The sequence below is a fragment of the Allobosea sp. genome (assembly GCF_035944895.1).
GTDB lineage: Bacteria > Pseudomonadota > Alphaproteobacteria > Rhizobiales > Beijerinckiaceae > Allobosea.
This window is the reverse complement of the sequence record NZ_DASZAT010000006.1, coordinates 41597-54401: the sequence shown is the minus strand read 5'-3', so window position 1 is coordinate 54401 and position 12805 is coordinate 41597. Positions and strand designations below refer to the sequence as shown.

Sequence of the window (12805 nt, the reverse complement as noted above, 5' to 3'; positions counted from 1 at the left end):
CGCCACGTCGCGTCCGGTAGGACGCGCGGCGATCTAACGAAAACGCCGGGCACGAGGCCCGGCGTCGATATGCGTTTTGCCTGTTCGGCCGATCAGGGCTTCGGAGCCGGCGCAGGCGTCGCGCCAGGAGCCGGAGCCGCCGGCGTACCGGGAGCCGGCGCCGCGCCAGGCGTGGCCTCGGCGCCGCCGAGACGCTTGCGCAGCTCCTCCTGGCGCTTGGCGAGTTCATCCTGCAGCGCCTTCTGCTGCTCTTCCAGAACCTTCGGGTCGATCGGCGCGCCGTCGAAGGCCTTGGCGAAATCGGCCAGCGGGATGGCGAAGGTGACCTCGCGCGCGCCCTGGTTCTGCACGCTGATGTTGAGGGTGGTGCCCTTCTTCATCGCGTTGATGAAGTCATCCTTGACCTGCGCCTCGGCGAAGCAGCCGTTCGGGAAGCAGATCGCGTAGCGGCCGGGCGTCGGCTGCGCATTGTCGACGCCGAAGCGGATACCCGGCTGCAGCAGCAGGCCGAGCGGCATCAGGAAGCGCACGATCTTGTTGGCATCGCCCTTGACGTCATAGACTGCGGCGGCAAGCACCGGCTGGCCCTGGTCCGAGACGAAGTCGCGGGTGGTGTAGCAGATTTCCTTGTTGGCGGCCGGGTCCTTGCCGCAGACCTTGGTCCAGCTCGTCTGGGACGGCTCGGGCTTGACCTGGACGACGGTGGGACCGGTCTGGGCAGCCTGGCCCTGGGCCGGCTGCTGAGCCGGAGCGGGCTGCTGGGCCGGCGCAGCCGGGCGGCTCGCCGGACGCTGCGGCTGCTGGGCGCTCGCGGCGATCGGGGTGAGAGCGACGGCGGCGCCCAGCACGAGCGCGAGGCCGCGGACCGTGCTCTTCGCGGTGGCGCCCTGGCTCCGGGACAGGCGGGTCGAAGCTGACATCTGCGTTTCCTTGACCATGAAACTGGTTCCGCCGCCGAAACCGGCGGCTGCATCACCCAAGGCTCAACCAGCAAGGTGCCGGAGCCGGTGGCGGCGTGAGCACATCAAGCGCGATTGCGGCGTTTGGATGACGCCCGGCCTGCGTTTAGCGAGTTCCGTCGCAGGTTTCCAGCCCCGAAGAGCGCGGCGCGACAAGTTTGATCGCATGTTATCCTGCGGCAGGGAATCAGTTTCGAGCATGCATCGACCTTTCAGCGCAGCGGCGCGTTCCGCTTGGTGTCTCGGTCTCGTCCTGGCGGGCCTGGCGGCTTTCGGGCCGATCGGGAGCCCGCGCGCGGCTGCGGCCGAGAACGATGCCGCCATCGCCATGCATGGCGAGCCCGAACTGCCCAAGGGCTTCGATCACCTGCCCTATGCCGATCCGCAGGCGCCGAAGGGCGGGCGTATCATCTACGGCCAGCAGGGCACCTTCGACAGCCTCAATCCGCTGGTGGTGCTCGGCGTCGCTCCCGACGCAGTGCCGCGCTATGTCCAGCAGAGTCTGCTCTTCCGCTCGGCCGACGAGCCCTTCACCGCCTATGGCCTGCTGGCGAGCAAGGTCGAGCTCAACTCGGAACGAACCCGCCTCGCCTTCCAGATCGACTCGCGCGCCCGCTTCTCCGATGGCAAGCCGGTGACGGCCGAGGACGTGATCTTCACCTTCGAGATGCTGAAGACCAAGGGCAAGCCGTTCCATCGCTCGAGCCTGGCACGGGTGACCAAGGTCGAAGCCACTTCGCCCGATCGCGTCGTCTTCGAACTGGGCGACGGCTCCAACCGTGAATTGCCGCTGGTGATCGGCGCGATGCCGATCTTCGCCAAGCACGCGACCGACGCCGAGAAGTTCGGCGACACGAGCTTCAAGCCGGCGCTCGGCTCCGGCCCCTACCTCGTCGAGGAGGTCAAGCCAGGCGAGATGCTCAGGCTGAAGCGCCGCAAGGATTTTTGGGCCGAGGATCATGCCCTCACTCGCGGCCTCTTCAACGCCGACGAGATTCGCTACGATTTCTACCGCGATTCCAACGCCTTGTTCGAAGCTTTCAAGGCAGGACTTTATGATGTCCGCCTTGAAAGCGACCCGACGCGCTGGATGACCGGCTATGACGTCCCGGCCGTGCGCGATGGCCGGATCGTCCGTGACACCTTCCGCTTCCAGACGCCCAAGGGCATGACCGGGCTAGTCTTCAACACGCGCCGCCCGCAATTCGCCGACATCCGCGTCCGCGAGGCACTGGCGATGCTGTTCGACTTCGAATGGGCCAATCGCAACCTGTTCCACGGCGTCTATCGCCGCGCCGGCAGCTTCTTCGCCGACAGCGAGCTCTCGGCCCTTGGCGTGCCGGCAGATCAGCGTGAGAAGGCGCTGCTCGCGGCTTTTCCGGGCGCCGTGCGCGACGACATCCTGGCCGGCACCTGGGCGCCGGCTGCGACCGACGGTTCCGGCCGCGATCGCGATCAGGCCCGCCGCGCGCTCGACCTGCTGGAAGCCGCTGGCTACCGGCTCAACGACGGGCAGTTGCGCAAGGATGGCAAGGGTGAGGCCTTCGGCTTCGAGATCACCGTCACCAACCGGCCGCAGGAGCGGCTGGCGCTGAACTATGCGACGTCGCTCGCCCGCCTTGGCATCGCCGTCTCGGTCCGGTTGATCGACGACGTCCAGTACTGGCGCCGGCTCTCGACCTTCGACTTCGACATGATCCAGTGGACCTGGCCGGCCTCGGCCTCGCCTGGCAACGAGCAGATCGGCCGCTGGGGCTCGGCCAATGCCGAGCGCAAGGGCGCGCTCAACTATGCCGGCGTGCGCTCGCCGGCAATCGACGCGACGTTGCAGGCGCTGCTGGCAGCACGAGCGCGCGAGGATTTCGTCGCGACGGTGCGCACGCTCGACCGCTTGCTGCTGTCCGGCTTCTACGTCGTACCGCTCTACTATCTGCCGGAGACGTGGCTGGCGCGTGCGCGCGAGATCTCCCTGCCCGAGCGGCGGCCGAAATTCTTCTTCTCCAATGAGACGCTGGCGCGGTCGCCCTCCCCGCCCGCGCCCGCCAACTAGGTCCGGCGATGCGGATGGGTTCCGACGAAATCTCCATCGGCGCGCTGGTCGAAGGGCTCGATTTCGACAGCCTACTCAAGGCACTGGCCGCACGCCGCAGCTATGAACCGGCCTTCCGCGACCCGCCGGGCCGGCGTGACTGGAGCGATTTCGGCCCCAATGCTTTCGGTTTCGCCGAGCTCGATGGTCGCGTCGACCGGCTCGCCAACCTTCTCCTCCTCGCCAAGCCACAGCCGGGCGCCTGCGTCGCGATCCTGGCGCCGCTCGGCCCTGAGGCGCTGGTCTCGATTCTCGCCAGCCTGCGGGCCGGCCTGTCGCCGATGCTCCTGCCGGCCCATGCCAAGGAAGCCGAGCTGCTGCCCCTGATCGAGCGCTCCGGCGCCGTCATGGCGCTCGGCGTGCCGCGGATCGGCGAGTTGCAGCCTTTGCATTTGCTGCGGGACGTCGCCGCCCGGTCCTTCGGCATGCGCTTCATCGGCGGCTTCGGGGCGCGCGTGCCCGACGGGGTCGCGGCGCTGGAGCCGCTGCTCGGCCATGGCGCCACGCCATCGGCCCTGCCGCCGGCCGCGATCCGGGCGCCGATCCGCGTCGTCGACGGCCACAGCCTGGCCGGGCCCTTCCCGGTCAGCGAGAAGGAGGTGCTGGCCAAGGCACTCGAGATCTCGCGCGTGCTGAAACCACTCGCGTCCTCGCGCGTCATCACAACGCTGGTCGGCGGCGATCTCGCCGCACTCGCGACCGGCCCCGGCATTGCGCTGCTCACTGGCGTCGAGCTCCTGCCGCTCGGTCTGTTCGTGCTCGACGACCTGCGCGCCTGCCTGGAAGGCGGGCGCATGGTCCATCTCGTCATTCCCGCCGCGCTGGAGCCGGCGCTCGCCCGCTCGCGGCTCGGCGGCCACAAGGCGCTGACCAGCCTGGTCGTCACCCGCCGCGCCGGCGAGGATGACGGACTGCCACGCCTCGACCGGCCCGACCTCGCCATCGTCGACGTGATCACGCACGAGCCGGACCGCGTCGAGATCAGACGCAGGAACCCGGGCTGAGCAGGCCCAAGCGCCGTCATGCTCGGGCTTGGCCCGAGCATCTCAGGCCGAATGAGGCACCAGCTCGCGCCTTCTCGTCAGGAGATTCTCTGGTCTGCGCTTCGCTTCGCCCGAGAATGACGATCGGTCGAACCCTACGCTGCCTTCTTCCGCTCAGCGATGCGCGCGAGATCGGTCAGCAGCCGGCGCGTGCCGGTCAGGCGCTGCTCGGCCGTCTCGAAATCGTCGATGAAGACGACGCGCATGTCCGGCCTGACCTTGGCCAGTGTGCCCTGCTTGGCGACGTAGCCGACGAGGCCTTCCGGATTGGCGAACTCGTTGTCGCGGAAGGCGACGATGATGCCCTTCGGCCCGGCCTCGACCTTCTCGACATTGGCGCGCTTGCACAGCGCCTTGATCGCGACGATCTCCAGCAGCTGCTTGACCTCCTCCGGCAGCGGGCCGAAGCGATCGACCAGCTCGGCGCCGAAGGATTGCAATTCGGCGTCGTCATCCATGGTCGACAGGCGCTTGTAGAGCGTCAGCCGCAGCGTCAGATCGCCGATATAGTGCTCGGGGATCATCACCGGCGCGCCGATCTGAATGGTCGGCGACCAGTGCGCATCGCTCTCGATCTCGATGCCGGCCTTGAGCGCCGCCACCGCCTCTTCCAGCATCTGCTGATAGAGTTCGTAGCCGACTTCCTTGATATGGCCTGACTGCTCGTCGCCGAGCAGGTTGCCGGCGCCTCTGATGTCGAGGTCGTGGCTGGCGAGCTGGAAACCGGCGCCGAGCGTATCGAGCGACTGCAGCACTTTCAGGCGCCGGTCGGCCTGCTCGGTCAGCTTGCGGTTGGCCGGCACGGTGAAGAGCGCATAGGCGCGCACCTTGGAGCGGCCAACGCGGCCACGCAGCTGGTAGAGCTGCGCCAGGCCGAACATGTCGGCACGGTGAATGATCAGCGTGTTGGCGGTCGGGATGTCGAGCCCGGATTCGACGATCGTGGTCGAGAGCAGGATGTCGTACTGGCCCTCGTAGAAGGCCGTCATCACGTCTTCCAGCGTGCCCGCCGCCATCTGGCCATGGGCGATGCCGACCTTGCATTCCGGCACCTGCTTGTCGAGGAAGTCCTTGACGTCGGCGATGTCCTCGATGCGCGGCACGACATAGAAGGACCGCCCGCCGCGATAGCGCTCGCGCAGCAGAGCCTCGCGCACGATCAGCGGATCGAAGGGCGTGACGAAGGTGCGGACCGCCAGGCGGTCGACCGGCGGCGTCGCGATGATCGAGAGCTCGCGCACCCCGGTCATGGCGAGCTGGAGCGTGCGCGGGATCGGCGTCGCGGTCAGCGTCAGCATGTGGACCTCGGCGCGCATCTCCTTCAGCCGCTCCTTATGGGCGACGCCGAAATGCTGCTCCTCGTCGACGATGACGAGGCCGAGATCCTTGAAGTCGATACCCTTGCCGAGCAGCGCATGGGTGCCGACGGTGATGTCCATCGTCCCGTCATTGATGCCCTGCTTCACCGCCTTGAGATCGGGCGCCGAGACGAAACGCGAGGCCTGGCCGACCTTGACCGGCAGCCCGGCAAAGCGCTCGGCGAAATTGCGGTAGTGCTGGCGGGCAAGCAGCGTCGTCGGCACCACGACTGCGACCTGCTTGCCGGCGAGCGCGGCGGTAAAGGCGGCCCGCAGCGCCACTTCCGTCTTGCCGAAGCCGACATCGCCGCAGACCAGCCGGTCCATCGGCCGCCCGGCGGCGAGGTCGTCGAGCACGGCGTCGATGGTGTTCTGCTGGTCCTCGGTCTCCTCATAGGGGAAACGGGCGCAGAACTCGTCATAGAGCCCGTCCTGCGGGATCAGGCGCGGCGCTTCCTTGAGGGCGCGGGCGGCGGCGATCTGGATCAGCTTGCCCGCCATCTCGCGGATGCGCTGCTTCAGCTTGGCCTTGCGCGCCTGCCAGCCGCCGCCACCGAGCCGGTCAAGCACGACCTCGGTGTCTTCCGAGCCGTAGCGCGAGAGCAGCTCGATGTTCTCCGCCGGCAGGAACAGCTTGGCGTCGCCGGCATAGTGGATCTCAAGGCAGTCATGCGGCGCCCCGGCCGCGGTAATCGTCTGCAGGCCGACGAAGCGGCCAATGCCGTGGTCGACATGGACGACGATGTCGCCCGGTGTCAGCGAGGACAGCTCGTTGATGAAGTCCTGAGGCCGGCGCGCCTTCTTGCGCGGGCGCACCAGGCGGTCGCCGAGAATGTCCTGCTCGCCGATGACCGCGAGCTTGCCGGCTTCGAAGCCGGTCTCGAAGCCCCAGACGGCGAGCGCGGTGGTGCCGGGCTTGAGGTCGAAGGCAGCCCGCAAGCTACCGGTCATCTGCACGGTCTTGAGGCCATGATCGGCCAGCACATGGGCGAGGCGCTCGCGCGAGCCCTCCGACCAAGCGGCGAGGATGACGCGCCGGCCTTCACCCTCCAGCGCTTTCACGTGCGCCACCGCCGCATCGAAGACGCTGCCGGAATTGTCGGCGCGCTCGGCCGCGAAGCTACGGCCCTGCTTGCCGCCGAGATCGACGATGAGCTTGCCCTCGCTCTCCGGCAGCTGGAACGGCGTCAGCGAGGCGACGCCGGCTTCGCCAACGACGCCGCGCCAGTCGGCCGGCGTCAGGTAGAGCGCCTCCGGCACAAGCGGCTTGTAGGGTATGGAGCCCGGTGAAGGCTGGTCGAGCGCGCTCTTGCGGGCGTCGTAATAGTCCTTGATCAGGCTGATGCGTTCGCCGACCGCATCGTCGGCGTGATAGTCGAGCACGATCGGGACATCGGGCAGATAAGTGAAGAGCGTATCGAGCTTCTCTGCCAGCAGCGGCAGCCAGTGCTCCAACCCGGCCGGGCGCCGCCCCTCGCTGACCGCCTCATAGAGCGTGTCGTCGCGGCCGGGCGTGCCGAAGGTCGAAATATAGGACTGGCGGAAGCGACGAATGCTGTCGCTCGTCATCTGCGCCTCGGACATCGGCACGAGGTCGAGCCCACGCAATTGCCCGGTAGTGCGCTGCGTCTCCGGATCGAAGGTGCGAATCGATTCCAGCGTATCGCCAAAGAAGTCGAGTCGGATCGGTGCCGGCATGCCCGGCGGGAAGAGGTCGACGATGCCGCCGCGCACGGCGAATTCGCCGGTTTCGCGCACGGTCGAGGTCCTGAGATAGCCGTTGACGTCGAGCCAGCGCGCCAGCTCCTCGGTGTCGACCATGTTGCCCGGCGCGGCCGAGAAGCTCTCCGACGCGACCTTGCCGAAGGCCGGCACGCGCTGGAGCGCGGCGTTGACCGTGGTCAGCAGCAGGCGCGGCCGGTCGCCCGATTTGGTCCGGGCGAGGCGCGACAAAGTCGTCATCCGGTGCGCCACGATCGAGGGCGCCGGTGAAACGCGGTCATAGGGCTGGCAGTCCCAGGCCGGGAAGGTCATCACCTCGAGATCGGGCGCGACGAACTGCAGCGCGTTCTCCAGCACCTGCAGGCGCTGGCCGTCGCGGGCGATAAAGACGATCAGCGCCGGCCCTTCCGACTTCTTGGCGCGGGCGCGCGTCAGATCGGCGAGCACGACGGCGTCGAAACCATCGGGCACGCCGGCGAGCATCGGCTTGTCGCCGCGATTCAGCGCATCGAGGATGCGTTCGAGCTGCGGCTTGGCGATCTGGGTAGGAGGCGGAATGCTCATCGGGACGCTTCAGTTCTGACGATCACTTGTCATTCCGGGGCGTGCCGCAGGCACGAACCCGGAACCCACGACTGGGTGCTACTGCGGTGTTCGGTTGCAAGCTGCTCACTCGATCGTGGATTCCGGGTTCTTCGCTGCGCGAAGCCCCGGAATGACAATGAAGGGAGCAGGCCAAGCCCTCACACATGAATGGGCTTGTCGTGCTGGTGGAAGGCCTTCAGCCGCCGGAAGACCTCGCTGTCATAGTTCTCCGGCACCTGCGCTTCCCCCGTCACCCAGCTCAAGAGGTCGCGGTCGAGCACCTCGATCAGCCGCTCGAACTCGTCGAGTTCCTCTTCGCTCAAATTGCCGATCTGCGCGTCGGCGAAGCGGCCCATGATCAGGTCCATCTCACGCATGCCGCGATGCCAGGCGCGGAACAGGATCTTGCGCCGGCGTGGGTCGAGATCGGCGCTGCTACGGGTCGAGCCACTCATCATCGGCCTCGCGGGAAATAGAGATTGGGCCGGCCCCTTCGCGAAGCCTGCCGTCGCGAGCTATATAGCGATGCCATCTCGCGAAGTCAGCGGCAGGAATGCCGCGAGCCTCGCACTCCTGACATGCCGTGAAGCCATTGCGCCCATCCGTCCTCGATCCGCTCTTCGCCCCCGCCACCGCGCTCTCCGGCGTCGGCCCCAAGCTCGCCAAGGCGCTCGACAGGCTGCTGGGCGACGAGACGCATGCGGCCCGCGTCATCGACCTGATGTTCCATCTACCGACCGGCGCGATCGACCGGCGGCCGAGCGAGAGCATCGCCGAGGCGCCGGTCGGCGAGGTCGCGACCTTCTCGGCCCAGGTCACCGAGCACCGCCCTGCACCGCCGACCAAGGCCAAGGCGCCCTATCGCATCATCGTCGAGGACGAGACCGGCGACGTGACGCTGGTCTTCTTCCACGCCGATGTCCGCCATCTCCTGCAGAGCCTGCCGATCGGCGCCTATCGCATCATCTCGGGGAAGCTCGAACTCTGGGACGGGATGCGCCAAATGGTGCATCCCGACCGCATCCTCGATCCAAAGCTCGCTGCGACCATGCCCTCGGTCGAGCCGGTCTACGGGCTGACCGAAGGCATCGGCGGACGCGTCATGGCGCGCATTGCCGCCGGCGCGGCCGAGCGCTGCCCGGAACTGCCGGAATGGCAGGACGAGGCCTTCGCTGCCCGCAACGACTTCGCGCCCTTCCGCGATGCCATCCATGCCTTGCATCACCCGGTCGATCTCAAGGCGGCGACTGGCGAAACGGTCGTGCGCCGGCGCATCGCCTATGACGAATTGCTGGCGAGCCAGATCGCGCTGGCCCTCGTCCGCCGCCAGCAGAAGAAGGCGGCCGGCCGCGCCACAGCCGGCGACGGCGCCTTGCGCCAGGCCATCGAGACCGCCCTGCCCTTCACGCTGACCGACGGCCAGCGCAAGGCGATCGCCGACATCCATGACGACATGGAAAAGCCGGAGCGCATGCTGCGCCTGCTCCAGGGCGATGTCGGCTCGGGAAAGACCGTGGTCGCGCTGATGGCGATGGCAGCCGCAGCCGAGGCTAACAGGCAATCGGTGCTGATGGCGCCGACCGAGATCCTGGCCCGCCAGCATGCCGAGCGGCTCGCGCCGCTCGCCGACAAGGCCGGCCTCAAGCTCGCTCTGCTCACCGGCCGCGAAAAGGGTGCTGGCCGCCGGCAAGTGCTCGAAGGCCTGGCGAATGGCGAGATCGATATCGTCGTCGGCACCCATGCGCTGTTCCAGGAAGGTGTCGCCTTCCATGACTTGGCGCTCGCCGTCGTCGACGAGCAGCACCGTTTCGGCGTGCACCAGCGCCTGCTGCTCGGCGCCAAGGGCGAGGCGGTCGACATCCTCGTGATGACCGCGACGCCGATCCCGCGCACGCTGGCGCTGACCTGGTTCGGCGACATGGACGTCTCGATCCTCTCGGAGAAGCCGGCCGGCCGGAAGCCGATCACCACGCGAGCGATCTCGCTGGAGCGCTATGACGAAGTCGTCGGTGCGGTCGGGAGGGCGCTGGAGAGCGGCGCGCAGGTCTACTGGGTCTGTCCGCTTGTGCAGGAATCCGACACGCTCGACGTCGCTGCGGCGCAGGAGCGCTTCGAGGCGCTGCAGGCCCTCTTCGGCGACAAGGTCGGCCTGCTGCACGGCCAGATGCCAGGCCGCGACAAGGATGCCGCCATGGCCGCCTTCTCCGGCGGGCAGACGCGCGTGCTGGTCTCGACCACGGTGATCGAGGTCGGCGTCGACGTGCCCAACGCTTCGGTGATGGTGATCGAGCATGCCGAGCGCTTCGGCCTCGCCCAGCTCCACCAATTGCGCGGGCGGATCGGCCGAGGCAGCGCCGCCTCGACCTGCCTCCTGCTCTACAAGGGCCCACTCGGGCAGGTGGCGGAAGCGCGCCTCACCATCATGCGCGAAAGCGAGGACGGCTTCCGCATCGCCGAGGAAGACCTGCGCCTGCGCGGCGAAGGCGAAGTGCTCGGCACGCGCCAGTCCGGCTCGCCCGACTGGCGCATCGCCCGGCCCGAGATCGACGGCGATCTGCTGGCGGCTGCCCGGGACGACGCCCGCCTCTTGATCGAGCGCGACCCGCATCTGGAGACGCCGCGCGGCCAGGCGATCCGGACGCTGCTCTATCTGTTCGAACGCGACGTCGCGATCCGCCTGCTGCGAGCCGGCTGAGCCTGCCTCAGCCCTGTGAGCCTGCGCTGCTCGCCGCCGGAATGCGAGCGATCACCTTGAGCTCGAAATCGAAGCCGGCGAGCCAGGTCACACCGACGGCGGTCCAGGTCGGATAAGGCGGCTCGCCGATTTCCTCGGCGCGGATGGCCATCATCTTCTCGAACTGCGTCGCGGGGTCGGTGTGGAACGAGATGACATCGATCACGTCGTCGAAAGTCGCGCCTACCGCCGCCAGCACGGCGCGCAGATTGGCGAAAGCCCGCCGGACCTGATCCTCGAACACCGGTTCGGGCGAACCGTCCTCGCGGCTGCCGACCTGCCCGGAGATGAAGAGCAGGTCGCCATGCCGGATGGCGGCTGAGTATTGATGGACGTCGTAGAGCGCGTGGCGGTCAGCGGGAAAAATGGCGTCGCGTTTGGTCATGTCGGTTCCTTTCATGGGCTACGAACGCAGGCAGCCTCGCCGCGTGGTCCGCCCTTGCCGACAGGAGATAGCGAGCAAGCATTGTTTGCATTAGCCGTTGAAATCGACACAAGCTCATGCAGATTTCCCAGCAATGATCCGCCCTTCCCTCAACGACCTCACCGCCTTCGTGACCGTCGCGAACCGCCGCAGCTTCCGGCGCGCAGCGGATGAGCTCGGCATCGCGCCCTCCACGCTCAGCCATGCGATGCGCGCGCTCGAGGAGCGCATGGGCGTGCGCCTGCTCAACCGCACGACGCGTAGCGTCTCGCCGACCGAAGCCGGCTTCGAATTACTCGGCCGGCTTCAGCCAGCGCTCGCCACATTGGACCAGGCGCTCGACAGCATCGCCACCTTCCGCGGCAGTGTGACCGGGACCGTGCGGATCAACGCACCGCGGCTGGGGGGCACGATCCTCATGCGCGACATTCTGCCGGCGATGGCGGAGCGCTTCCCTGATGTGGTCGTCGACTTCGTTGTCGAGGGCAAGCTGATCGACATTGTCTCCGCCGGGTTCGATGCCGGGGTACGCCTCGTCGACTCGATTCCGAAGGACATGATCGCCGTGCCCTTTGTCGACGCGGTCAGCTTCGTCTGCGTCGCGGCACCGGCCTATCTCGAACGCTTCGGCGAACCGGGAGCGCCCGATGAACTCGTGCACCATCGCTGCATCGGCCACCGCGTGCCGGGAGGAAAGCTCTATCACTGGGAGTTCGAGCGAGCCGGGAAGGCCCTGACGATCGAGGTCGGCGGGCCGGTCATCCTCGACGACGAGGAATTGATGGTGGACGCCGCGATCAAGTGCCTCGGCATCGGCTATGTCGCCAGCCCGGCCGCCGAGGCGGCGTTGGCGGAGGGGCGCCTGCGCCAGGTTCTAGCGGCCTGGGCGCCGGCTCCGGAAGCGGTGGCGGTTTACTATCCCGGACACCGGGCGGTGCCGCCGGCGCTGCGCGCCTTCCTCGACGTCGTGAAGGGGCTACGAAAATAGCACGCAGCAATCCCGATCAAGCGGACCCGCTTCGCCTTCGCCATGGTGCCGGCGTTTCGTGAGTGAGTCATGGACCCGATCAAGAAAGCCCTCTGGTGCATCGAAAGCCGCTTCGCCTCCGATGTCTCGCTCGACGAGATCGCGGAGGTCAGCGGCGTCTCTCGCTTCCATCTCAGCCGCGCCTTCGGCGTGGCGACCGGCCGCTCGGTGATGCGCTATGTGCGCGAGCGCCGGCTCTCGGAAGCGGCGCGCCAGCTGGCGGACGGCGCCCCCGATATCCTCCAGGTCGCGCTCGACTGGGGCTATGGCTCTCACGAGGCCTTCACCCGTGCTTTCCGCGAGCAATTCGGCCTCACGCCGGAAGAGCTGCGATCGAGGCACGACCTGTCATCCCTTGCTCTCGTGGAGCCTCTGTCCATGCACGCTGCAAACCGCATTCCCCTCGCCGAGCCGCGTATCGTCACCGGCAAGCCCATGCTGATCGCCGGCCTCAGCGGTCATTTCTCGGTCGACAACACGCAAGGCATTCCGCTGCTCTGGCAGAAGATCGCCCCGCATTTCGGCCATATCCCCAGCCAGAAGGGCTTCATCGCCTATGGCGCCAGCTACAATTGCGACGATGTCGGCACCTTCGACTATATCGCCGGCGCGGAAGTCTCGTCCTTCAGCGACCTGCCCGAAGAGTTCGCCCGACTGAGCGTGCCCGAGCAGCTCTGTGCCGTGTTCGAGCACAGTGGCCACATCACCGGCATCAAACAAACGTTTGAAGCGATCTGGCGCGACTGGCTGCCGAAATCGGGCCGCGAGCCGGCAATGGGCGTGACGCTCGAACGCATGGATCAGCGCTTCGACGGCGCGACCGGTAACGGCATCGTCGAGATCTGGGTGCCGCTCAAGGGCTGA

Annotated in this window: 9 protein-coding genes; 5 read left to right on the top strand and 4 right to left on the bottom strand. The window is 67.5% G+C overall.

Features of this window, described 5'->3' with window-relative positions; genetic code table 11:
• Window positions 1–92 precede the first annotated feature (92 nt).
• Window positions 93–920, bottom strand: a complete 828-nt coding sequence (locus tag VGV58_RS08820) for an invasion associated locus B family protein (RefSeq protein WP_326873643.1) — start codon at window positions 918–920, stop codon at window positions 93–95.
• A gap of 238 nt (window positions 921–1158) precedes the next feature.
• On the opposite strand from VGV58_RS08820, the gene VGV58_RS08815 reads away from it, so the two are divergent.
• Both VGV58_RS08815 and VGV58_RS08810 read left to right on the top strand, forming a co-directional pair.
• Window positions 1159–3009 carry an extracellular solute-binding protein gene (locus tag VGV58_RS08815; RefSeq protein WP_326873642.1) on the top strand — a complete coding sequence of 617 codons (1851 nt, stop codon included), beginning with the start codon at window positions 1159–1161 and terminating at the stop codon, window positions 3007–3009.
• 14 nt (window positions 3010–3023) lie between these two features.
• Window positions 3024–4052, top strand: coding sequence for an AMP-binding protein (locus tag VGV58_RS08810; protein ID WP_326873641.1), 1029 nt, complete (start codon window positions 3024–3026; stop codon window positions 4050–4052).
• Between the two features lie 134 nt (window positions 4053–4186).
• On the opposite strand, the gene mfd is transcribed toward VGV58_RS08810, so the two are convergent.
• Together mfd and VGV58_RS08800 are read right to left on the bottom strand one after the other, a co-directional pair.
• Window positions 4187–7735 carry a transcription-repair coupling factor gene (gene mfd / locus VGV58_RS08805; protein WP_326873640.1) on the bottom strand — a complete coding sequence of 1183 codons (3549 nt, stop codon included), beginning with the start codon at window positions 7733–7735 and terminating at the stop codon, window positions 4187–4189.
• Between the two features lie 179 nt (window positions 7736–7914).
• Window positions 7915–8211: an FAD assembly factor SdhE gene (locus VGV58_RS08800; protein WP_326873639.1), complete on the bottom strand. Its 297-nt coding sequence runs from the start codon at window positions 8209–8211 to the stop codon at window positions 7915–7917.
• A 137-nt stretch (window positions 8212–8348) separates the two neighbouring features.
• Here VGV58_RS08800 and recG point away from each other — a divergent pair, with 137 nt between their 5' ends.
• A complete protein-coding gene (recG, locus tag VGV58_RS08795; RefSeq protein ID WP_414643939.1) occupies window positions 8349–10451 on the top strand; it encodes an ATP-dependent DNA helicase RecG in 2103 nt (700 codons plus the stop codon).
• A gap of 7 nt (window positions 10452–10458) precedes the next feature.
• Here the strand turns inward: recG and VGV58_RS08790 are convergent, their stop codons facing one another.
• Entirely contained in the window at window positions 10459–10875 is a 417-nt protein-coding gene (locus tag VGV58_RS08790) for a RidA family protein (protein ID WP_326873637.1), read from the bottom strand.
• A 133-nt stretch (window positions 10876–11008) separates the two neighbouring features.
• Here VGV58_RS08790 and VGV58_RS08785 point away from each other — a divergent pair, with 133 nt between their 5' ends.
• Both VGV58_RS08785 and VGV58_RS08780 read left to right on the top strand, forming a co-directional pair.
• Window positions 11009–11902, top strand: coding sequence for a LysR family transcriptional regulator (locus VGV58_RS08785; protein ID WP_326873636.1), 894 nt, complete (start codon window positions 11009–11011; stop codon window positions 11900–11902).
• Between the two features lie 69 nt (window positions 11903–11971).
• Window positions 11972–12805, top strand: coding sequence for an AraC family transcriptional regulator (locus VGV58_RS08780; protein WP_326873635.1), 834 nt, complete (start codon window positions 11972–11974; stop codon window positions 12803–12805).